Annotated in this window: 16 protein-coding genes; 15 read left to right on the forward strand and 1 reads right to left on the reverse strand. The window is 70.8% G+C overall.

The features are described 5' to 3' along the window. Positions 1-74: 74 nt before the first annotated feature. The 10 genes from ABZT03_RS29710 to ABZT03_RS29755 all read left to right on the forward strand — a co-directional run bounded on the left by ABZT03_RS29710 (position 75) and on the right by ABZT03_RS29755 (position 12,956). Complete coding sequence (locus tag ABZT03_RS29710) at positions 75-1,160, forward strand: GNAT family N-acetyltransferase (protein ID WP_356044913.1); 1,086 nt, start codon at positions 75-77, stop codon at positions 1,158-1,160. Positions 1,161-1,260: 100 nt separating this feature from the next. Beyond that, positions 1,261-4,098, forward strand: a complete 2,838-nt coding sequence (locus ABZT03_RS29715) for an HAD hydrolase family protein (RefSeq protein ID WP_356044916.1) — start codon at positions 1,261-1,263, stop codon at positions 4,096-4,098. Further along, complete coding sequence (locus ABZT03_RS29720) at positions 4,098-5,432, forward strand: hypothetical protein (protein WP_356044919.1); 1,335 nt, start codon at positions 4,098-4,100, stop codon at positions 5,430-5,432. Before ABZT03_RS29715 ends, ABZT03_RS29720 begins: the two co-directional genes overlap by 1 nt. Before the next feature lie 231 nt (positions 5,433-5,663). Next, on the forward strand, positions 5,664-7,487 hold the full coding sequence (locus ABZT03_RS29725) for a glycosyltransferase (RefSeq protein WP_356044922.1): 1,824 nt from the start codon (positions 5,664-5,666) through the stop codon (positions 7,485-7,487). After that, complete coding sequence (locus tag ABZT03_RS29730) at positions 7,484-7,936, forward strand: hypothetical protein (RefSeq protein WP_356044924.1); 453 nt, start codon at positions 7,484-7,486, stop codon at positions 7,934-7,936. The genes ABZT03_RS29725 and ABZT03_RS29730 overlap by 4 nt, the downstream gene beginning before the upstream one ends. 85 nt (positions 7,937-8,021) lie before the next feature. Next, the gene (locus tag ABZT03_RS29735) at positions 8,022-8,849 is read left to right on the forward strand and encodes a glycoside hydrolase family 16 protein (protein WP_356044927.1); all 828 of its coding nucleotides are present in this window, start codon (positions 8,022-8,024) and stop codon (positions 8,847-8,849) included. Between the two features lie 119 nt (positions 8,850-8,968). Continuing rightward, complete coding sequence (locus ABZT03_RS29740; RefSeq protein WP_356044930.1) at positions 8,969-9,751, forward strand: glycosyltransferase family 2 protein; 783 nt, start codon at positions 8,969-8,971, stop codon at positions 9,749-9,751. Beyond that, positions 9,748-11,046 (forward strand): glycosyltransferase, encoded by a 1,299-nt coding sequence (locus ABZT03_RS29745; RefSeq protein WP_356044933.1) that lies wholly within the window; start codon positions 9,748-9,750, stop codon positions 11,044-11,046. The genes ABZT03_RS29740 and ABZT03_RS29745 overlap by 4 nt, the downstream gene beginning before the upstream one ends. Before the next feature lie 93 nt (positions 11,047-11,139). Next, positions 11,140-12,135, forward strand: coding sequence for a glycosyltransferase family 2 protein (locus tag ABZT03_RS29750; protein ID WP_356044936.1), 996 nt, complete (start codon positions 11,140-11,142; stop codon positions 12,133-12,135). Further along, positions 12,132-12,956, forward strand: coding sequence for a polysaccharide deacetylase family protein (locus ABZT03_RS29755; protein ID WP_356044938.1), 825 nt, complete (start codon positions 12,132-12,134; stop codon positions 12,954-12,956). The genes ABZT03_RS29750 and ABZT03_RS29755 overlap by 4 nt, the downstream gene beginning before the upstream one ends. Positions 12,957-13,094: 138 nt before the next feature. Here ABZT03_RS29755 and ABZT03_RS29760 read toward each other — a convergent pair whose 3' ends face one another. Beyond that, complete coding sequence (locus ABZT03_RS29760; protein ID WP_356044940.1) at positions 13,095-15,326, reverse strand: alpha-L-fucosidase; 2,232 nt, start codon at positions 15,324-15,326, stop codon at positions 13,095-13,097. 453 nt (positions 15,327-15,779) lie between these two features. Here ABZT03_RS29760 and ABZT03_RS29765 point away from each other — a divergent pair, with 453 nt between their 5' ends. The 5 genes from ABZT03_RS29765 to ABZT03_RS29785 all read left to right on the forward strand — a co-directional run bounded on the left by ABZT03_RS29765 (position 15,780) and on the right by ABZT03_RS29785 (position 21,772). After that, positions 15,780-16,841, forward strand: a complete 1,062-nt coding sequence (locus tag ABZT03_RS29765; RefSeq protein ID WP_356044943.1) for a sugar ABC transporter substrate-binding protein — start codon at positions 15,780-15,782, stop codon at positions 16,839-16,841. A gap of 44 nt (positions 16,842-16,885) precedes the next feature. Next, complete coding sequence (locus tag ABZT03_RS29770) at positions 16,886-18,448, forward strand: sugar ABC transporter ATP-binding protein (protein ID WP_356044946.1); 1,563 nt, start codon at positions 16,886-16,888, stop codon at positions 18,446-18,448. 4 nt (positions 18,449-18,452) lie between these two features. Further along, complete coding sequence (locus tag ABZT03_RS29775) at positions 18,453-19,490, forward strand: ABC transporter permease (RefSeq protein WP_356044985.1); 1,038 nt, start codon at positions 18,453-18,455, stop codon at positions 19,488-19,490. 79 nt (positions 19,491-19,569) lie between these two features. Continuing rightward, complete coding sequence (locus ABZT03_RS29780) at positions 19,570-20,895, forward strand: L-fuconate dehydratase (protein ID WP_356044949.1); 1,326 nt, start codon at positions 19,570-19,572, stop codon at positions 20,893-20,895. Continuing rightward, entirely contained in the window at positions 20,888-21,772 is an 885-nt protein-coding gene (locus ABZT03_RS29785) for an amidohydrolase family protein (RefSeq protein WP_356044951.1), read from the forward strand. The genes ABZT03_RS29780 and ABZT03_RS29785 overlap by 8 nt, the downstream gene beginning before the upstream one ends. Positions 21,773-21,781: the final 9 nt, after the last annotated feature.

Here is a 21,781-nt window from a genome sequence, read left to right on the forward strand (position 1 = left end):
GAACGTGAAGGTCTGTGCGTCTTCGCTCCGTGAGCATCCTTCTTGCGGGAGCACACCTTCAGCAGGAGAAGGTCGTGAACGCACCCGCTGAACTCCTGATCGACACCGCCGCCGGCAGCGCGCACGTGCTGACCCCGGCACCGCGGGAGACCTGGTGGGAGCTGGCCGCGCAGGACGCCGACACGCACGCCACCCAGACACCGGCCTGGCTCGACTGCCTCCGCGTCACGGGCCGGTACCGGGATGCCAGCCGGCTCTACACGTTCGAGGACGGCAGCCGTGTCGTGCTTCCACTCGTGAGCAGGGCGAGTCGTCCCCAGCGGCTGGACGCGGTGGAGTCCTGGCCGGTCGGCTGGGGAATCGGCGGGCCGGTGGCCCCGGGCGGTGTAGGTGTGCGGAAGGCCCGGGTGCTCTTCGACGACCTGGCGCACCGGCCCGCCCTCCGGGTCGGCGTCCGCGTCCGGCCGGGCGGTGGGGAGGCGTGGGAGAGGGCCGTCCCGGCGGACTTCCGGCTGGAGCCGCACATGACACAGGTGCTGAGCCTCGACGGCGGCTTCGGCACCGTATGGGAGGAACGCTTCCGCACCCGCGCGCGGCGTGACGTGCGCCGGGCCGAACGAGCGCACCTGAGCGTGCAGGTGGACCGCACCGGTCGGCTCGTCCCCGTGTTCCTCCAGCTGTACGAGCAGTCGATCGAGCGCTGGGCCGGGCAGCAGCACGAGCCGCTGCTACTGGCCCGCTGGCGTAGGAGAAGGGAGTTTCCCGGCCGGCGGCTCGCGGCGGTGGCCGCGAGGTTCGGCGAGGCGTGCGCGATCTGGGTGGCCTGGCACGCCGGTGAACCCGTCGCGGCGATCGCCGTCCTGCGGCAGGGCGGTCAGGCCAAGTACTGGCGCGGGGCCATGAACCGGGAGCTGGCCCATCCGGTCCGGGCCAACTTCCTGCTGCACCAGCTGGCGATCGAAGAGGCTTGCGAGGCAGGCTGTCAGCGCTACGACATGGGGGAATCCACCCCGGAGTCCTCCCTGGCGCACTTCAAGTCGGGATTCGGGGCTGTCGCCTGCTCGTCCCCCCGCTACTTCCGTGAACGCATCCCCGTGTCCAGGTTCGAGCACGGGCTGCGGACAGCAGTCAAACGCGTGATCCGATTCCAGGACGTCTGACGTTCCCCGCCCACCGGGCGGGGCCGGAACGCGCGAGGGCCGTTCGCGTCGGGCCCGTCCCGTGGCGATGGGAGGAGCGAACGGCAAGGAGAGGAGTGGAGTGGTCCTCATTCCGGGCAGCAGTCCCCTTGATGCCCTTCACCGGCCGGTGGTGCGCGACCTCCACGCCGACGTGCCGGAACTGCACCGCGGGCTGCTCGATGCCGCCGGCCGCGGCGACCCGCTGGACGCGTTCCTCTACGCGGCGGGCATCGTGCAGGTCGGCGAGGACTGCCTGACCGGCACGTCCTGGCTGCTCAGCCGGGCCGTGGCGCATCTCGACGGCACGGGTGCGGGCGCTGTGCTGAGGCACGCGTTGAACGGCACCGTGACCGCGTCCGGGCTGACGTCCGCCACCCGCAGCCTGAGGGCCTGGCTGTCGCCGGTGCGGCAGCTCACGGACGCCCTGGCGGACGAGGTCACGGCACGACTCCCCGGCGGTGACACCGATCGGGGCGGGTACGGCGCACGGGCAGCCACACTGCTGGAGCGGCTGGGTGCCGAGGTTCCCAGGCCCCTCATGGTCCTGCTCGACGGCTGTGTCCTGCGGGCACCGTCCTGCTTCCGCAGCTTCGACCAGCACCCCCGGGACGTCGCCGAGCTCGTCACCCGCTTCACCCGCCGCTACCCCGACCGCGACCGCGCCCTTATGGTGATCGGAGTGCGTACGTCGGGCGCCTACCTGGCCCCGTTGGCCGGAGCCGCCCTGCGCGCCGAGGGATACGTCCGTGTCCAGGTCCGTACGACGCGGCCCGCGGGCCCCGCCTTCCGCGCGGACACAGTCGAGCTGCGCTCCGCCGCGCGGGAGAACGCGCTGGCGCTGCTGATCGACGATCCCCCGATCACCGGCGGCAGCCTGGTCGGAGTGGCTCGGGGGCTGGTGCGGGCCGGTTTCCCCACCGAACGGGTGGTCCTGCTCACCGCCGCCTTCGGTGACCGGCCCCTTCCCCCGCTCAAGCCCGGCTTTCCCCTGGTCGTACTGCCGCCGCAGGACTGGCACATCCGTGAGCGCCTGCGGGCCGGGGAGCTGCGCCGCACGCTGGCGGCACTGCTGCCGGACCAGGTGGTGCTCACCGTGTCGGCGGACGAGCCGGGCCTGCCGTCTCGCTGGTCGCGCCTCGAGGTGCCCCTGACGGCCCGGGTGCGCTCCGGCGCCGGCGACAGGGACGTGCGGCTGGTCGCGCAGGGCGCGGGGACCGGCTACTTCGGACGCCATGCCCTGGCCGTGGCCGACGTACTCGACGGTCTTGTGCCTCCCCTCCAGGGATTCCACGACGGAGTGCTCCTGAGGGAGCGCCGCCCCGGGGAACCGGATCTGCTGCCGGACCTCGCGCCCACCCGACAGATCCCCGTCGACGACGTCGTCCGCTACGTCGTGCAGCGCCGCTCACGGACGCCGCTGCCGGCCGATCGCGGACCGCTGCTGACGGGACGTCAGCCCATCTGGGAGATCGCGGCGCGGCTGTTCGCCGGCCGGTGCGGCCGGCTGGCGACCCCACTGCGGGCGCTGCTGATCGATCCGCTGCTCCGCGACCTGCTGCACACCCCGTCCGCATCGCTGGTGGACGGGGAGATGACGCGCGGCCGCTGGTGGCCCGGCCCGGACGGCTGGACCAAGGCCGACTTCGACGAAGGGCACTTCAGCCACCTGGACCTGGCCGCGTACGACGCGGCCTTCGACCTCGCGGGCGCCGCTCAGAGTCAGCCGGAGCACACGGACCGTCTGCTGGCCGACTACGAGCGCCTCACCGGCATCCGGGTGTCCGCCGCACGGTGGTGTGTGTACCGGGCGGCCCACGGGTGGAACGCCGAGCGTCTCGCCCACTCGGGGGCGTCCGCCGAACCGGGGGAGGCCGAGGCCGGACGGGCTCGTTCGCGGGCCTTCCAGGAGTACCTCGCCGGGCTCTACCTGGACGGCCTCGGAGCCACCGGGGACACGGACCCGGCCGCACAGTCACCGGGGCGATGGTGTGCGCTGGACGTGGACGGCGTCCTGGAATCGGACCTGGCCGGCTCCCCCGCCTCCTCTCCGGCCGGGATGCTGGCCCTGCGCGGGCTGCGCGCGCACGGTTACCAGGTGCTGCCGGCCACCGGGCGTTCCGTACCGGAGGTGCGCGACCGCTGCCGGGCGTACGGGCTGCGCGGCGGGGTCGCCGAGTACGGCGCTGTGGTGTACGACGCCGATCGCGACCGGTGCGTCCCGCTCGTGACCGGCCCCGTTCGCCCGGCGCTGGTGCGGGTGCTGTCCGGGGTGCCGTCCGTGTGCGTCGACCCCCAGTTCCGCTACTGCGTGCGAGCGTCCAGGGGATGGGGCGCGGACCGTGCGGCACTCGACTCCCGGACCGTGCGGGAGCTGGCGGGCAGTCCGCAGGCCGCCGGGTTCGTCGTGGTGCAGGGCGAGACGCAGACCGACTTCGTTCCGGTCGGTGTCGACAAGGCGACCGGCTTCGCGGCACTGCTCGGCCTGCTGGGCGCCCCGGCGGGAGCCCGCCCCGTGCTGGCCGTCGGTGACAGCGCCCCCGACATCCCGCTGCTGCGGTGGGCCCGCACCGGCTTCGCCCCGGGCAACGCCGCCCCCGAGGTGCGGGCGGCGGCGGGAGTCACGGTGCTGCGGCGGCCCTACCAGGCCGGGCTGGCCGACGCGGTGGCGCGGCTGCTCGGACACGCGCCGGGCCACTGCCCGCTGTGCCGCGCGCCGACGCTGTCACCCGCCGACGCGGCCCTGACGGCCCTGCTGGCCGTGCCCGAGGCCGGCCGTGCCGGAATGCCCGTCCGGCTGGCCCGCCTCGCGAGAGCCCGTACGGCTGTGACCCGACCCGGCTCCGCGCCGGCGGCCGGGTGGCCGGCCGCCGCACCCGGACGTCAGGCGGGGCGGCTCCGTGCGAGGCGGTCACCGTGATGTCCGCGCTCGTCTCCCGCCTGCTGAAGCGGGGCACGGGCACCGCGCCCGCCCGGGTGCGGTCCGTGGAGCTGTGGTCGCTGGAGACGGTGCTGCGCAACGGCCACGTGCTGACGTTCAGCTCGATGCTCACCTCCGCCCTCGGCGCCCTGTACTGGGCACTGGCCGCCCACGCCTACAGTGACGACACCGTCGGCCGGAACTACTCGGCGGTCGCGGCGATGATGCTGCTCGCCGGAGCGGGGCAGCTCAACATGACCAACATGTTGATCCGGTTCACTCCGGGCGCCGGGCACAGGAGCCGCCGGCTGGTCGCCACGGCCTACCTGACCGCGTGCGTGACGACCGCCGTCCTCGCCGGAGGCTTCGTGCTCCTGATCCCGGCCCTGTCGCCGGGCCTGCTGTTCCTTCGCCATCCGGTGGTCGCCTGCGGGTTCGTCGTGGCGACCGCCGGCTATGCGGTCTTCGTGCTGCAGGACGGCGTGCTGACGGGTTTGCGCAGGCCGGGCTGGGTGGTGCTGGAGAACGTCGTTTTCGCGCTGGTGAAGATCGGGCTCGTGGTGGCACTCGCCTTCCTCACCGCCACCGGCATCCTGTGGTCCTGGGCCCTCGCGGTCGTCGTCGCCATCGCGCTGGCCAACTTCCTGCTGTTCGCCCGGTTCCTGCCCCGGCGCGGGGAACCCGTGCGCGACGACCGCGCGGACAGCAGCGGGCCCACCGGGCGCTACCTCGTCGCCGACTGGACGGCGGCGCTGTTCTGGCTGGCCGCCACCGCGTCCCTGCCGATCATCGTCCTCAACCGTCTCGGACCTGATCAGGCCGCCTACTTCTCGCTCGCCTGGCTGGTCGCCTTCTCGCTCTACCAGCTGAACACCAACATGGGCGCCTCCCTCATCGTCGAGGCGGCCCACGACCCCTCCCAGTTGGCCGCCCACTGCAGGCTGGTGCTCAGACACACCGGTGTGCTGCTGGTCTGCGGTGTGGCCGCACTGTGCGCAGCGGCGCCGCTGATCCTGCGGCTCTTCGGTCCCCAATACGCCGAGCACGGCGCCGATCTGCTGCGGCTCACCGCGCTGTCCGCCCTGCCGAATCTGGTGGTGGTCGCCGCCGTCAGCATCTGCCGGGCCCAGCGCCGGCTGCGTCTGCTGGTGGGCATCCTGGCCGCGGTGTGCACGCTGGCCACCGTTTTGTCGTACGTCCTGCTGGGCGTCATGGGTATCGCCGGAGTGGGCGCCGCGTGGCTCGTCGCGCAGACCGCCGTCGCGGGCGCGCTGTGGTGGCGCAGGGAGAGCTGGCTGCCCGGGCCGCGGAGCCGGGTTGATGTGCGGGGATGAGCTGTCGCGCGGCTCACACGTCGGTCTTGTCCGCGGCGCCCCGACTCGCCCCGGCAACCGCACACCCCTGGTTCCGCGCGGAGCCCGACGAGTGGAGAACATCCCAGATCGCCTAATGTTGAACAAACCGGATATCACATGCCTTTGCTGGAGTTGGATCGCTGACTGGTGCCGAAGAGGGGTGCGGCGGTCTCCACCCGGGCCCGCGTCGGTACGTGAGGAGGCAGCCCGATGGGCGATCGCGTGACGGTGACAGGGGATCCTGCGCGCTCCAGGGCCATGGCCTCCCTGCTGCCCAGAACGGCCACGTCGCGCAGGGGCGTCGCGGGCGGGCTGCTTCCCGGCGGGCGGGCGATCCACCTGATACTGCCGGCGGCGATCGCCCTGTGGCTGCTGGCGTTGCGCCAGGTGAATCTCCGCGGCATGGGCGACCTGGGGCTGTTGCAGGTGCTTCCCGTGCTGTTCTGGGTCGCCCTGGGGCTGCTCACCCTCGGCTTCCGTCTGTCACTCGGCGACAGTCGGACCGGCAACGGCTGGCCGGCGGCCCACGTGCTGGCACTGATCGGCATGATCCACGCCACCCCCTCGCTGCTGTATCCGGAGCTGCGCTATTCCTGGGCCTGGAAGCACGTGGCGGTCGTGGACGCGATGCTGCGGCACAACGGCGACGTCCCGAACCCGACCGGGTTCGACATCTACAACCAGTGGCCGGGCTTCTTCCAGCTCAACGTCCTGTTCCTGCGTGCCACCGGTCTCCACTCCAGCCTCGGCTACGCGCAGTGGGCGCAGCCCTTCTTCAACGTGGCGCTGCTCGGTCCGCTGCTTCTGCTCTACCGAAGTGTCACCCGCGATCGCCGGCTGATCTGGGGAGGCGTGTGGATCTACTACACGTGTTCCTGGGTGGGACAGGACTACTTCGCCCCCCAGGCCTTCGCCTTCCTGCTGTGCGTGACCGTGATCGCCCTGGTTCTGCGGCAGTTGCCCACGTCCGCGCTGCCACATCCGAAGCCGGACGAACGAGGCTGGCCGCGGGGGCGGCTGATCGCCGTACTCCTGATCGTTGCCGTGGTCGCCTCGTCGCACCAGCTCACGCCGGTCATGCTGATCACCGCGCTGGCGGCCCTGTCCATCCCGCGCCGCAACCGGAAGGTGACGGTGCCGGTCCTGGCGGGAGCGGTCGCGATCACGGCCGTATGGGACTCCACCGTGGCCAGGCCCTACATGTCGAAGAACATCGACGCCATGCTGAGGGCGCTGGTGACACCGGACGCCAATGTCACCTCGGGGCTCCACCGGCTCGGTACGTCCCCACCGGCGCAGGTCTTCGTGGCCTGGGTCGACCGGTCCCTGACCGCAGCCGTCCTCCTGCTGGCCGTGATCGCGCTCCTGCGCGTTCCGTGGACCCGCAGGACCGGGCTGCCCCTGCTCGCGTTCTCACCGTTCCTGCTCCTCGCCGCGAACGCCTACGGCGGTGAAATGATCTTCCGGGCCTATCTGTTCGCCCTGCCTGCCGCCGCCTTCCTGGTCGCCACCCTGCTGTTCGGACAAACCGGTCGACTACGCCTGCGCACCCTCGCGGTGTATCCCGTGCTGCTGGCGATGGTCGGGGGCCTGGTCTTCGCCTACTACGGCAAGGAGGCGATCTACTCCTTCACTCCGCAGGAGCTGGCCGCGGCCAGGTACGCGGTCGCCACCGCACCGTCAGGGTCGCAGTTCGTGTCGCTCGGCGGATCGAGTCCGGGTATCGACATGCGCTACGACGAGCACCTCGGCACCCAGATCGACCTGCAGAAATTCATCACGGACCGGCAGCAGCCCGGGGACCTGCGATCCGCTCTACTGAAGATCACCGGAAACAGCACGATCAGGCCGACCTTCGTCATCCTCAATCGGGCGGCGCTCGCCGACAACCGTCTCAACGGACTGCTCCCCACCCGGACCATCGGCAGGCTTCAGGCGGTGCTTGCCACGACACCGGGCTTCACCGTCGCCTACCGCGACCGTGACGCGGTGGTCTACCGCTACGACCCTCAGGTGAGGAGGCAGCTGTCATGAACGTCCGCCGAGTGGGGCTCACCCTGTCCGGCTGGATGGCCGGGGTGAGCATGCGGCGAAGGGGCCTCGCCCTGTCGGGCTGGGTCGCCGCGGCGTTCACCGCGCTGCCGCCGGCCATGTTCCCGCGCGTGGTCGTGGTCACCGTCTTCCTGGTCGCCTGCCCCGGGCTGGCGGCCCTGCGATGGGTCCGGCCGCCCGGAGCGGTGCGCGACCCGGACCGGGTCGCCGTACTGGAGTCCTGCGTGCTGACCCTGGTGCTCAGCCTGACCCTGGCGGTCCTCGTGACAGAGGTCCTGTTCCTGGCCGGAGCCTTCACCTTCGTCGGTGCCGTGCTGATCCTCGCAGCCGCGACCTCCGTGCTGGCGCTCGCGCCGAGGCCCGACGGAGAGCGCCCGAACGCTGGGCGGCAGCCGCAGGGGCCGGCAGATACGGCCGGGTCGCCGCGATGATCCTGACGCGGGTTCCGATCGGCGCCGAAGGAACTTCGGCCCTGCGTCAGCCGGCGCGAACGACGGCCGGGGACCGGTGGTAGCGGTGCTTGCCAGGCGTGCGGGGCGGGTGCTGGCCGCCATCGCGCTGGTGCTGACGGCGTCCTGCGTCCGCAGCGGCACGCAGGAGCCCGGACCGCCCGCACCGGGCGACTGGCGCCTGGTCTTCCACGACGACTTCCGCGGTTCGCGTCTGGACGCCGGACGCTGGACCACCTGCTACGACTGGAACGAGGGAGGATGCACCAACAGCGGCAACAACGAGCAGCAGTGGTACCTCCCCGGCCAGGTCTCGGTACGGGACGGCGATGTGACACTCAACGCCGAGCGGCGGCCCGCGCGGGGCAGCGACGGCAAGACCTACCCCTGGGTCTCCGGCATGATCTCCACCGGCAGGGATCACTGGGACGCCCACCCCCGGCGCACCTTCACCTACGGCTACTTCGAGGCGTCCGTCCGCGTCCCCCCGCAGGCGGGCATGTTCACGGACTTCTGGCTGATGCCCGCCTCCCGGTACACGCCCCCCGAAGTGGACATCATGGAGTTCCGGGGCACCACGCAACGCGTCAGGATGTACGCGCACTGGCGTGACCGCGCCGGCTCCGACCAGCTGGAGGCGGGCGGCTTCGGTCCGCTCGACTTCCCCGCCGGACACCATGTGTTCGGCCTCCTCTGGAAGCCGGACGCGCTGACCTGGTACGTGGACGGCGTCAAGCGGTTCCGGGTGACCGGGGCGCAGCGCGTTCCGCAGGTCCCCATGGAACTTCTGCTCACCCTCGCCGTCGGGGTCCCGCGGTCTCCGCCGCGTTCGGTGGATTCGGCGCGGATGGCCGTGGACTGGGTGCGGGTATGGCAGACGCGACCTCCGCACTGAGCGACGAGCCGGCCACGTCTCCCTCAGGAAAGTACCTCCCCGCGCCTTGACCCCGTGCACAAAACGGTTGAATCTGTATGTATATGCCGTAAACATATGCCGTTACAGAGGCTGTGCCCATGAACAGGGACCCACTGACCCCCCACGAGATCGACACCGACCGGCGAAACGGGACACGACACGACACCGGCGCTCCCCCCACCACCGTGAGCCTGATCGTGCCGGCCCGCAACGAAGCACGGAACATCCCCTGGGTCTTCGAGCAGATCCCCGACTGCGTGGACGAGGTGATCCTCGTCGACGGTGACTCCCGTGACGCGACCGTGTCCATGGCCGTGCTCTGCCTGCCGAGCGTGCGCAACGTCCGGCAGAGCGGTCCCGGCAAGGGCAACGCCCTGCGCACCGGCTTCCTCGCCGCGACCGGGGACTACATCGTCATGATGGACGCCGACGGCAGCATGTCACCGGCCGAGATCCCGCACTACCTGCACTTCCTGGACCACGGCTACGACTTCGTCAAAGGCTCGAGGTTCGTACAGGGCGGCGGCTCCCTGGACATCACCCGCTTCCGGCGGATGGGAAACCGCCTGCTGGTGGCCACCGCCAACCGGCTCTACCACGCGTCCCTGACCGATCTCTGCTACGGCTTCTGCGCCTTCCGGCGAAGCTTCCTCGACCAACTGGACCTGCACGCCTCCGGCTTCGAGATCGAGACCGAGATGGTCGTGCACGCCCTGCGCTGCGGACTGCGCATCGCCGAGGTCCCCAGCCTCGAACTGCCCCGCCGCAGCGGCCGCTCCAACCTCCACGCCATCTCCGACGGACGCCGGGTCCTGCGCACCCTGCTCTCGGAACGGACCGGCCCGCACTTCTCCCCCGGCCCGGAGCCGGGTGCCCGATGAGCTCGGCGACCCTCAGCCCCGCACTCTCCTGGACCCCGGTCCAGGTCCTCGACGTGGACCTGGCCCGTCCAGGAGACTTCCGGGCCCCGGCCGCCGCGGAACCGGTCCCGCCGGAGGGACGGGTGCGAGTCCTGGTACGTCTGCACGGTGTGCCGCTGGGCATGGTCAGCGCCACGGCGGCCTCCGGCCCCGAAGATCTGTGGCGAGCCGTGGAACTCGCCGCCCGCCGGTCCCTGGCCGGCACCATCGCCCGGCACCTCGCGACCGACGAGGCCGCCGCACAGGACGGCGACCGCGACGAGTGGCCCTGCCAGGCCCGCCGCCGGCGCACCCTGCGCCAGGCCCCCGCCATCAGCGTGATCGTGGCAACCCACGACCGTCCGGAACTGCTGCGCCGCTGCCTGTCCTCGCTCCTACGGTCGCCGTACCCCGCGTTCGAGGTCATCGTCGTCGACAACGCACCGGCCGACGACGCGGCCCGATTCCTGGTGCGCGAGACGTTCCGGCAGCGGGTGCGGTACGTACGCGAACCCGTCGCCGGGCTGGCCCGGGCCCACAACCGGGGACTGGCCCAGGCCCGCGGAGCCGTCGTCGCGTTCACCGACGACGACACCCTCGTAGACCCGCAGTGGCTGTCCGTGCTGGCCGAGACGTTCGCGCAGAGCGCGAGCATCGGCTGCGTCACCGGACTCATCGTGCCCGCGGAGCTGGAGACACCGGCCCAGACGGCGCTCGCTCGCCAGGGGGGCTTCGGCAAGGGATACACGTCGTGTGCCTGGTCGCTGTCCGACCCGCCGCCGGACCCGTTGTTCCCCTTCACCGCCGGGCGCTTCGGTTCCGGCGCCAACATGGCCTTCCGCACCGCCGTACTGCGCTCACTCGGCGGCTTCGACACCGCGACCGGCGCCGGCACCCCGGCTCGGGGCGGCGACGACCTCCTCGCCTTCTTCGAGGTCCTCGCCACCGGTCACACCCTCGCCTACCAACCGAGCGCCCTCGTCTGGCACCGTCACCGCCGGACGCCGGACGCGGTGGCCGCGCAGGCGTTCGGCTACGGCGCAGGGCTCGGCGCCTATCTCACCGCGGCCGTGGTGACCCACCCCCGCATGCTCCCCGCCCTGCTGCGCCGCCTCCCGGGCGGCATCCGCCACATGGCGGCCCGCTCCCGCGACAGAAGCGCCGACCCCGAGGCCGGGTGGTCGGCGCGCCTGGCCCTCGTGGAAGCGCGCGGGACCGCCTACGGACCCTACGGCTATCTCCGCGGACGTCTGACCCACGACCGCGCACGCCGATGACCGGGCCCGGCGGGGTCAGCCGGGCACGTGGGACGGGGCCCGCCCAGCCGTTCCCCCGCCTCGCCGGCTCGTTCCGGTACTCGAGAGGCCACCATGAACTACGCAGCGCCCACTCCCACCCTGTCGGTCGTCATCTGCGCCTACACCCTCGACCGATGGGAGGACCTGCGGGCCGCGATCAGGTCGGTGCTGGACCAGGACCCGCCCGCGGACGAGATCGTCCTGGTCATCGACCACAACCAGGCACTCCAGGCGCGGGCCGAGCAGGACCTGACCGGCGTCCGGGTGGTGCCCAACCAGGAGCGGCGCGGACTGTCCGGGGGGCGTAACACCGGGGTGGCGGTCTCACACGGCGAAGTGGTGGCCTTCCTCGACGACGACGCGACCGCGCGACCGGGTTGGACCGGCCGTCTGCTCGCGCCCTACGCCGACCCCCGGGTCATGGGCGTCGGAGGGCTCGTCCGGCCGTGGTGGACGACCGGGCGGCCGGTGTGGTTCCCGCCGGAGTTCGACTGGGTGGTGGGCTGCTCCTACCGGGGGCAGCCCGAACAAGCCGCCCCCGTGCGCAACTTCATCGGTGCCAACATGTCCTTCCGCAGAACGCGGTTGCTCGCCGTCGGCGGGTTCCTCGACGCCCTGGGACGCGTCGGCACCCGCCCCGTGGCCAGCTGCGACGAGACAGACCTGTGTCTGCGCATCGCAGCCCGCGACCCACAGGCCGTGCTGCTGTACGAACCCGCCGCCGAGATACACCACCGCGTCCCCGAGTCCCGTACCCGCTGGGCGTACTTCCGTTACCGCTGCTACGTGGAGGGGCTGTCGAAGGCGCTCGTGGCGCGACGCTGCGGCAGCGGACCGGCGCTGGCCAGCGAGCGCGCGTACCTGCGGTCGACCGTCCCCCGGGCCCTCGCCCGAACCCTGGGCCGCATCGGCAGTCCCGGCGCACTGCGCACGGCCGGGGCGCTGTCCGCGGGCGTGTGCGCCACCGCCACCGGCTACCTCGTCGGATGGATACGGCCGCTGGATTCCCCGCGCCTCGTCCGGCAGCCGCGGACGCCGGCACACCCTTGGGTGGGGTCCGACTCATGACGGCCGTACCCGTCTTCCTCTACCACTCCGTGTCGAACGACCCGCCACGATGGCTCGCCCCGTACACGGTGAGCCCCCGCACGTTCGTGCGGCACCTCAACATGATCGCCGACAGTGGCCTGAGCGTCGTCCCACTGCGCGAGCTGGTCACGACCCTGCTCGGCGGCCCCCCGCTGCCGCCCCGGTCCGCGGTGCTGACCTTCGACGACGGATACGCGGACTTCGCATCCACGGTGGCCCCGCTGCTCGCCGGGCGGGGACTCCCGGCCACCCTGTACGTCACCACCGGGGGTATGCGCACCTCGACCTCGCTCTCCGGCTGCGGCCTGTTCCCGTCCGCCACCATGCTGAGCTGGGCCCAGCTCAGGGAACTGGACACGGCCGGGTTCGAGATCGGCGGACACAGCAGGACCCACCCTCAGCTGGACACGCTGCCCCGGAGCTCGGTGCGGGAGGAGGTCGGCGGCTGCAAGCGGGAGATCGAGGACGCCTTGGGTCATCCCGTCGAGCCGTTCGCCTACCCGCACGGCTACTCCAGCCGCGCCGTCCGCACGCTGGTGTGGGAGGCCGGCTGGACCTCGGCCGCCGCCATCCGCTCGGCGTCGGCGCTGAGTTCGAACCGCGACGACCCGCTGAGGTTCGCCCGCCTCATGGTGCGGGCCGACACCAGCCGCGAACGCTTCGAACTCTGGGCCCGGGGTGAGGGCGCCCCCGTGGCCCCGTTCCCCGAGGGGCTCAGGACCAGGGGTTGGCGGGCGTACCGCAGGGCCAGGGCGCTGACAGGGCACCCGTACCGCGCCCTGCCGACCGAGGAGGGGTGACACGACACGGGGCCGTTGCTGTGACCCTGACGGTTCGCCGGCTCGCTGGTCGTGGCGGGCGGTCGAGCCGGCCTGTCCGGCGGCCCCGGAGCGCGCGAGAGGCGCGCGGCCGAGGCCACCGTCACCTTTCGCCACCGGTCACAGTGCCGTGCAGGTCCACAGCAGGTTGGTACTGCTGTCGTAGGTCCACTGCTTGGTGACGGAGCCCGAGGCGACGTTGCCGCCGCCGTCGAGGACGAGGCCGGTGGTGCGGTTGGCTATCGAGTGGCGGCCGGCGCCCCGGTGGGTGATCGTCCATTGCTGGTTGTTGCCGCCGTTCCAGGCGGCCTGCCGGGCCGTGGAGCCGTCGGTCGTGGCGCCCCAGCCGTCGGCGACCATGCCGTTGGTGCGGTTGACCAGCTTGTAGTAGCCGCCTCCGACCTCCACCGCCTGCCACTGCAGGTTGGAACTGCCGTCCCAGGTCCACTGCTTGAGGTCGGAGCCCGAGGCGACGTTGCCGCCACCGTCCAGGGCCAGGCCGTCGGTGACGTTGGTGAGGCGGAAGTACTTCGACGGGTTGAACTGGACCTTCAGCGACGTGATCGCGTCGTTGTCGCCGGTGACCCGCAGGTCGGGGTTGTCGGCGGTGAGGGTCCAGGAGGTGCCGGAGAAGTCGTCGCCGGAGTAGCCGATCACCTGGAAGCCCGGGGCCAGCCGGAGGGAGGAGAGGGTACGGGGGCCCAGTCCGGCCGACCTCAGCGCGCTCGCGGTGTGGTCGCCGAGGGCGAGCACGGCACCGGTGCCGGAGTAGTTGACGTCCGGGAAGCCCACGGCACCGGACAGCGGCCGCTGGGCCGGTATCTGTCCGGAGAAGGCGAGCTTCAGGACGTACGCGTTGGCGCTGAACGGCGCCGAGGACGGCAGGGTCACCGTCAGACCGGAGGAGCTCTGCGTCGGCGTCGCCAGGTTGATGTAGCTGCCGGCGGTCGAGTCGAGCAGCTTCACCGAGGTCAGCGACGAGAGGTCGATCCCGTCCGAGCCGAGGGTCTTGATCGTCACCGAACCGCCGGGCCAGCCGAGGACGGTGGCGTACAGGACGTTGTTCTCCTTGTTGCGGGTGAAGCGGATGTCCTGCGCGGTGCCGGCCGTCGGGCTGGTGAAGGAGCCGCCGCCCATCTTGGTCGGTCCCTCGCCGTAGGTGGTCCAGGCACGGGTTGCGTACACCGACTCACCGAAGCGCTTCAGGTAGTCCCCGATGCCGAGCAGGATGTCCTTCTGCGCCTGCGGGATCGTGCCGTCGGCCATCGGCGCGATGTTCAGCAGCATGTTGCCGTTCTTGCTGATCCGGTCGAGGAACGAATGCAGCATCTGCCGGATGTCGTAGTAGCCGATGCCCTGGGTGTAGCACCAGCTGCTGCTGGAGATGCTGTCGTCGGTGAGCCAGTACGGGGAGGTGAGGTCGGCCGGGCCGCCGCGCTCGTAGTCGAACATCTCTCCCTTGCCGTTGAAGCCGTCCTTGTAGGTGGCGACGACCTCCCGGCCCCAGCTGTTGGCCTGGTTGAAGTAGTACGCCAGGAAGTTCAGCCGCTGGGTCTCGTCGACGGCGTCCAGCTTGAAGTCCTGCCAGAGGATGTCGGGTTGGGCCCGGTCGATGACCTCCTTGAGCTTGTCGTACCAGAGCTGGTTCTCCGCCGCCGAGCCCAGCTGCCCGTAGAGCTTCTTGAGGCTGCTGTCCGTCTGCGCCGGGGCGTACTCGTAGTAGCCGTTGTAGTGGAACGCGTGGTGCATGGCCACCAGGAGCTTGAGGTTCCTGGCGCGGATCGCCGTGGTGAAGAGCCGCAGCAGGTTGAGCCCCGGGCCCTTGTCCACCGAGTTCCACTCGTTGACCTGGCTGTCCCACATGGAGAAGCCGTCGTGGTGTTCGGCGACCGGGCCGGCGAACTTCGCACCGGCGTCGACGAACAGCTGCGCCCACTCGTCGGGGTCGAATTTCCCACCCGCCGACTTCAGTTTCGGCGCGAACTTGACCGTGTTGCCCGCCAGGTCCTTCGCACCGTTGACGAAATTGTGGAACGGCCACGCCGAGGGCTGCCCGTAGGTCGCGATGTGGTGCTTGTTGGCGTTACTTCCGCTTTGGTACAGGTTGCGCGGGTACCACTCGCTGTCGTAGGCGGGAACACTGAAGGCGCCCCAGTGGAAGTAGATGCCGAACTTGGCGTCCTGGAACCACTCCGGGGCCGGCGGATGCTGGTCCACCGACGCCCAGTCGGGCGTGTAGGTGCTCGGTGCCGCCTGCGCGGCGCCTGCGCCGAACACGCCGCCGGAGACGGCCCCGGCGGCCACGAAGGTTGCTCCGGCCAGGAAGTGACGCCTGTTGATCGAACTCGACATGAGACATCCCTGATGCGGAAGGGGCAGGGGAAGACGGGCGGCGCGACTCTCCGTGTCTGGGGCGCCGGTTGTTACGCATGAAGGTCGACCATGCGTCACCCGAATGTCAACGGGCGTGCAGGGATGAAAGCTGGGCATAGCTCAGCGGTATGTCACTTTTTTTGGCTTTTACAGTAGATCGCATCCTCCTAGACATGGCATGTCTGCTGGCCATCACCGGCTCATTCACCTCACAGAGCGAGCACGATTGATGGGATGGATTCGATCTACGGTCCACTTCCATCGACCCACGGAAGAGTCCTGAACTGCTAATTCCTTGGTGAGTTGACCCAGGGGCTAGACAACCCCCTGAGGGCCCGCCTATACATACATCCCATCTCTCCGATGCGGCGACGCACAGATGTCGCTCTGACGAAACATCTCCCGCTACGGGACCAGCGCGAGGACGTACCGATGAGACTCAGAACCGCCCTCTGCTCCACCGCCTCCGCCCTGTCCGCACTGGCGCTGCTCAGCGCGTGCGGCGGCGGCAACTCCGCGGCGTCGTCGAGCGATTCGCCGCTGGTCGGCGTCGACTACCCGCGCTCGGACACCGACTTCTGGAACTCGTACATCAAGTACACGCCGCGGTACGCCGGGAAGCTCGGGCTCTCGCTCAAGACCACCAACTCGCAGAACGACGTCGCCAAGCTCACCGCCAACGCGCAGACGTTCATCAGTCAGGGCGTCAAGGGCCTCGCGATGGCCCCGCAGGACACCGCCGCCATCGCACCCACGCTGGCGCAGCTGGAGGCCAAGAAGATCCCCGTCGTCACCGTGGACACCCGCCCCGACAGCGGCAGGGTCTTCATGGTGGTGCGCGCCGACAACCGCGCCTACGGCGAGAAGGCGTGTCAGTACCTCGGCACCAAGCTCGGCGGCAAGGGCGAGGTCGTGATGCTGGAGGGCGGCCTCGACTCCATCAACGGCCGTGACCGCACCGAGGCGTTCAACGACTGCATGAAGAAGAACTACCCGGACGTGAAGGTGTTCGGTGAGGCGACCAACTGGGACGGCGCCGTCGCAGCGCAGAAGCTCCAGACGGATCTGACCGCCCACCCGGACATCAAGGGCGTCTACATGCAGTCCAGCTTCGCCCTGTCCGGCACGCTCCAGGTCCTCAAGCAGAAGGGCCTGTTGGTCGACCCGAAGGACAGCAAGCACGTCTTCGTCGTCTCCAACGACGGCATCCCCCAGGAGCTCCAGTCCATCACCGCCGGCAAGATCGACGCCACCGTCTCCCAGCCGGCCGACCTCTACGCCAAGTATGCCCTGTACTACCTGAAGGCCGCGATCGACGGGAAGACCTTCAAGCCCGGCAGGACCGACCACGACAGCACCATCGTCCAGGTCCGCGACGGCCTGCTGGAGGACCAGCTCTCCGCCCCGCTGGTCACCGCCGACGGCGGCACCTACGGCGGCCTTCCCAGCCTCAGGAGCGACGACAAGTCCCTGTGGGGCAACAACCTCAGCTGACGCTCCGCGGACCCGCAACGGCACACGAACACAAGGCGGTTGAGATGAGCGACGGGGAGCGAGCAGTCACCCCCGCGCCCGACCCGGCGGACGGTGGGCGGGCCCAGGCGGGCCCGCCCGTCGTCGAGGCGACGGGCATTGTCAAACGATTCGGTCCGACGGTCGCCCTCAGCGGCGCCGGGATCACCATCCGGCCAGGCGAGACCCACGCGCTCGTCGGCCGTAACGGAGCCGGCAAGTCGACCCTGGTCTCCGTCCTCACCGGACTGCAGGCCCCGGACGAGGGCACCGTGACGTTCGGCGGCAGCCCCGCGCCCCGCCGCACCGACCGCGACGCCTGGCGGCAGCGCGTGGCCTGCGTCTACCAGAAGTCGACGATCATCCCCACGCTGACGGTGGCCGAGAACCTCTTCCTGAACCGGCACGACCGCGGCCGGGGCCGGCTCATCAGCTGGCGGGACACCCGCCGCCGGGCGCGGGAACTGCTCGCGACCTGGTCGGTGGACGTGGACCCGCAGGCCCCTGCCGACGATCTCAGCGTGGAGCAGCGGCAGTTCGTCGAAATCGCCCGAGCCCTGTCGTTCGGCGCCCGGTTCATCATCCTCGACGAACCGACCGCGCAGCTCGACAAAGCGGCGATCGACCGCCTCTTCGACCGCATCCGCGACCTGCAACAGCAAGGCGTGACCTTCCTGTTCATCAGCCACCACCTTCAGGAGGTCTACGAGATCTGCGACATGGTGACGGTCTTCCGGGACGCACGCCACATCCTGACCGCGCCGGTGGCGGACCTGCCCCGCGCCGGGCTCGTCGCCGCCATGACCGGCGAGGCCGCCCTGGACCGGCTGGAGGAACGGGCCGGCACGCTCGACCCCGCCGTCCCGGCCGCGCTGAGCGTCCGCGGTCTCAGCGGCGAGGCGTACGGCGACGTCACCTTCCAGGTGGGCGCCGGCGAGATCGTGGGCCTGGCCGGGGCCGCGGGCAGCGGTCGTACGGAGGTCGCCGAGACGGTCGTGGGGCTGCGGGCCGCCGACGCCGGGGAGGTGGACATCACCGGAAACCGGCCCCGGCCGGGCAGCGTGCCCGCCGCGCTGGCCGCCGGTGCCGGATTCGTCCCGCAGGACCGGCACCACCAGGGCCTGGTCCCCGGCATGTCGATCGCGGACAACACCACACTGTCCGTGCCCCACCGGCTCGGCAGCAGCGGCTTCCTCAGCCGCGGCCGACGCGACCGGCTCGCCGAGGCGATGATCGACAACCTGGCGATCAAAACCCCCGGTCCCGAGCTGCCCGTCTCCGCGCTGTCCGGCGGCAACCAGCAGAAGGTCGTCATGGCCCGTGCCCTCGCCGACAACCCCCGGCTGCTGGTCCTGATCAACCCGACCGCCGGCGTGGACGTGCGCTCCAAGGAGTTCCTCCTCGGCAAGGTCGAGGAGACCGCGGGCACCGGCACCGGCGTACTCATCGCCTCCGACGAACTCGACGACCTGCGCATGTGCGACCGGGTCCTGGTGATGTTCCAGGGCCGTGTGACCTCAGAGATCGCCCGCGGCTGGCACGACCACGACCTCGTGGCCGCGATGGAAGGAGTGGACCTCCATGCCTGAGACGATGCCCGAAACCGTCCTCGCGGACGCGCCCGAGGCCGCCGGGTCCGGCACGGAGCGGACCGGACTGTTCGGCGGCCGGATACCCCTGGCCCGGATGCGTGACCTGGCGCTCATCCCCGCGATCGTGGTCATCGCGATCGTCGGCCAGATCGTCAACCCGATCTTTCTTCAGTCGGACAACCTGATCAACATCCTGCAGACCATGTCCGAGATGGCTCTGCTGGTCCTCGCCCAGACGATGGTCCTGATCGTCAAGAAGATGGACCTGTCGCTCGAGTCCACCATGGGGCTCGCGCCCGGCGTCGCGGCGTGGCTCGTGGTACCGACCGGCGCGGGACACGGACTGGGGCTCCTCCCCGGCGGCTGGGCCATCCCCGTCACCCTCGCCGTCGGCGCGCTGGTCGGCGTGGTCAACTCCCTGCTGATCATCCGCTTCGGGCTCAACGGGTTCATCGTCACGCTCGGCATGCTGATCGTGCTGCGCGGTGTACTGACCGGCATCTCCGGTGGCCAGACCTTCTTCCAGTTGCCGCAGTCGATGCTGTACCTGGGCAGCGCCCAGTGGTTCGGGATGCCCGCGTCCATCTGGGTCTGCCTGGTGCTGTTCGCCGTGGCCATCGTGGTCCTCGGCTGGACCAGCTTCGGCCGCTCGCTCTACGCCATCGGCGGCAATGTCGACGCCGCGAAGGCCGCCGGCATCCGTACCGACCGGGTGCTGTGGATCGTCATCGTCACCGGCAGCGTCCTCGCCGCCCTCGCCGGGCTGCTGCTGTCCGGGCGCCTGGCCTCGGTCGCCTCCGCGCAGGGCAACGGCTACATCTTCACCGTCTTCGCCGCCGCCGTCATCGGCGGGATCAGCCTCAACGGCGGCAAGGGCACCATGTTCGGCGCGTTCAGCGGCATCCTGCTGCTCTTCATGATCCAGAACGTGCTCACGCTGGCCGGTGTCCCCGCCCAGTGGATCGGCGCACTGAACGGCCTGATCATCCTGGTCGCGCTCATGATCTCGCGTGTCACCGGCGGCAAGGTCCAGGACTGACCGGGCGGCCGTGACCGCCGGCACGCCGCCTCTTATCTCGTCGCAGGGCCCTACTCCCCCTGCCAACACAGGAGTTGCCATGTCCTCCGTTGTGTCCGCCTCCGCCCGCATCACCGCCCTGGACGTTCTCGACGTACGGTTTCCGACGTCCGAGGACCTGGACGGGTCGGACGCGATGAACCCCGAACCCGACTACTCGGCCGCCTACGTCGTCCTGCACACCGACGCCGGGGACGGACTGGAGGGCCACGCCCTGGCCTTCACCACCGGACGCGGCAACGACGTGCAGGCCGCCGCCATCGCGGCCCTCGCCCCGCACGTCGTGGGGCTGTCGGTGGAGGAGGTCTGCTCCGACCTCGGAGCGTTCTCCCGCTCCCTGGTCCACGATCCCCAACTGCGGTGGCTGGGACCGGAGAAGGGCGCCATCCACATGGCGACCGGAGCGGTCGTCAACGCCGCCTGGGACCTCGCGGCCAAGCGGGCGGGCAAGCCTGTCTGGCTGTTCCTCGGCGAGATGTCACCCCAGGAGCTGGTCGCCCAGGTCGACTTCCGCTGGCTTTCCGACGCCCTCACCCCCGCGGAGGCTCTGGACATCCTGCGCCGCGCCGAACCGGGCCGCCGGGAACGCATCGCCCAGCTGCTCGAACACGGCTACCCGGCCTACACCACCACGCCCGGCTGGCTCGGCTACTCCGACGAGAAGCTGGCCCGCCTGGCCCGCGAGGCAGTCGCAGACGGCTTCACCCAGATCAAGCTGAAGGTCGGCGCGTCCCTGGAGGACGACGTCCGGCGCATGCGCACCGCCCGTGACGCGGTCGGTGACGGCGTCCGTATCGCCGTCGACGCCAACCAGAGATGGGACGTCGGCCCCGCCATCGACTGGATACGCGAACTGGCTCCCTACGACCCCTACTGGATCGAGGAGCCCACCTCCCCCGACGACATCCTCGGCCACGCCGCCGTCCGCGAGGCCGTCAGTCCCATCAAGGTCGCCACCGGTGAGCACATCGCCAACCGCGTCGTCTTCAAGCAGCTCCTCCAGGCGGGCGCGGTGGACATCGTGCAGATCGACTCGGCGCGGGTCGGCGGGGTCAACGAGAACATCGCGATCCTGCTGCTCGCCGCGAAGTTCGGCGTGCCGGTCTGCCCGCACGCCGGCGGGGTCGGCCTGTGCGAGATGGTCCAGCACCTGTCGATGTTCGACTACGTCGCCGTCTCCGCGACGCTCCAGGACCGGGTCATCGAGTACGTCGACCACCTGCACGAGCACTTCGTGGACCCGGTCCGCGTCACCGGCGGCCACTACCTCGCCCCCGCCCTGCCCGGCCTCAGCGCCGAGATGCACTCCCAGTCCCTCAAGGAATACGCCTACCCCGACGGCCCCGTCTGGTCCGCCCGTGTCTGACGCAGCGCCCCTGGTCGACGCCCACCACCACGTGTGGAACCTCGACCGCCGCCCCCAGTCCTGGCTGGCCGAAGCCGGACACGAGCCCATCCGCCGCACCTTCGGCCTCGACGACCTGCGCGCGACCGCGACCCGGCCCATCGCCGGACGGCGGCTGACGGCGACGGTGGTCGTCCAGTGCGTCACCTCCCTGCCCGAGACGCGCGAACTCCTCGCCCTCGCCGACGCGGATCCGCTCGTCGGCGCGGTCATCGGCTGGGCCGATCTCACCTCCCCGGCGATCGGTGACGTACTCGACGAACTGCAGTCGGGACCCGGGGGCGGTCACCTCCGGGCCCTGCGGCACCTCGTGCAGGACGAATCCGATCCTGGCTGGCTGCAACGCCCTGCCGTGGAGCGGGGGTTGAGGTCGGTGGGTGAGCGGGGACTCGTCTACGACGTGCTGATCCGCAGCCATCAGTTCCCGCAGGCGGTCCGCCTGGCCGAGCGTCTCCCGCAGCTGTCGCTCGTCCTGGACCACGCCGGCAAGCCGCCCCTCGCCGGGCGTGCGCTGGAGGGCTGGGAGCGAGACCTGCGTCGGCTGGCCGCGCATCCCCAGGTGCGGTGCAAGGTGTCGGGGCTCGTCACCGAGGCCGACCACGAGAAGTGGACCGTCGACGACATCCGTCCGGCGTGGGAGGTGCTGTTGACCGCCTTCGGGCCCGACCGGCTGATGTTCGGCTCGGACTGGCCCGTGTGCGTCCTCGCGGGCGGCTGGAACCGCTGGGCCGCCGGCGCCGAGGAACTCCTCGACGGCTGCTCGGCCGGGGAGCGCGCGGCGGTCCTCGCCGACACCGCGACTGCCACCTACCGCCTGACGTCGCCCGAAGTCGCCTGACGTCGTCTG

This window comes from Streptomyces sp. NPDC005574, assembly GCF_040605435.1.
Lineage (GTDB): Bacteria > Actinomycetota > Actinomycetes > Streptomycetales > Streptomycetaceae > Streptomyces.

Excerpts from the sequence above, each read along its gene's own strand:
- ABZT03_RS29720 (WP_356044919.1), top strand. The coding sequence starts at position 4,098 with ATGTCCGCGCTCGTCTCCCGCCTGCTGAAGCGGGGCACGGGCACCGCG.
- ABZT03_RS29725 (WP_356044922.1), top strand. The coding sequence starts at position 5,664 with ATGGGCGATCGCGTGACGGTGACAGGGGATCCTGCGCGCTCCAGGGCC.
- ABZT03_RS29730 (WP_356044924.1), top strand. The coding sequence starts at position 7,484 with ATGAACGTCCGCCGAGTGGGGCTCACCCTGTCCGGCTGGATGGCCGGG.
- ABZT03_RS29740 (WP_356044930.1), top strand. The coding sequence starts at position 8,969 with ATGAACAGGGACCCACTGACCCCCCACGAGATCGACACCGACCGGCGA.
- ABZT03_RS29745 (WP_356044933.1), top strand. The coding sequence starts at position 9,748 with ATGAGCTCGGCGACCCTCAGCCCCGCACTCTCCTGGACCCCGGTCCAG.
- ABZT03_RS29750 (WP_356044936.1), top strand. The coding sequence starts at position 11,140 with ATGAACTACGCAGCGCCCACTCCCACCCTGTCGGTCGTCATCTGCGCC.
- ABZT03_RS29755 (WP_356044938.1), top strand. The coding sequence starts at position 12,132 with ATGACGGCCGTACCCGTCTTCCTCTACCACTCCGTGTCGAACGACCCG.
- ABZT03_RS29760 (WP_356044940.1), bottom strand. The coding sequence starts at position 15,326 with ATGTCGAGTTCGATCAACAGGCGTCACTTCCTGGCCGGAGCAACCTTC.
- ABZT03_RS29765 (WP_356044943.1), top strand. The coding sequence starts at position 15,780 with ATGAGACTCAGAACCGCCCTCTGCTCCACCGCCTCCGCCCTGTCCGCA.
- ABZT03_RS29770 (WP_356044946.1), top strand. The coding sequence starts at position 16,886 with ATGAGCGACGGGGAGCGAGCAGTCACCCCCGCGCCCGACCCGGCGGAC.
- ABZT03_RS29775 (WP_356044985.1), top strand. The coding sequence starts at position 18,453 with ATGCCCGAAACCGTCCTCGCGGACGCGCCCGAGGCCGCCGGGTCCGGC.
- ABZT03_RS29780 (WP_356044949.1), top strand. The coding sequence starts at position 19,570 with ATGTCCTCCGTTGTGTCCGCCTCCGCCCGCATCACCGCCCTGGACGTT.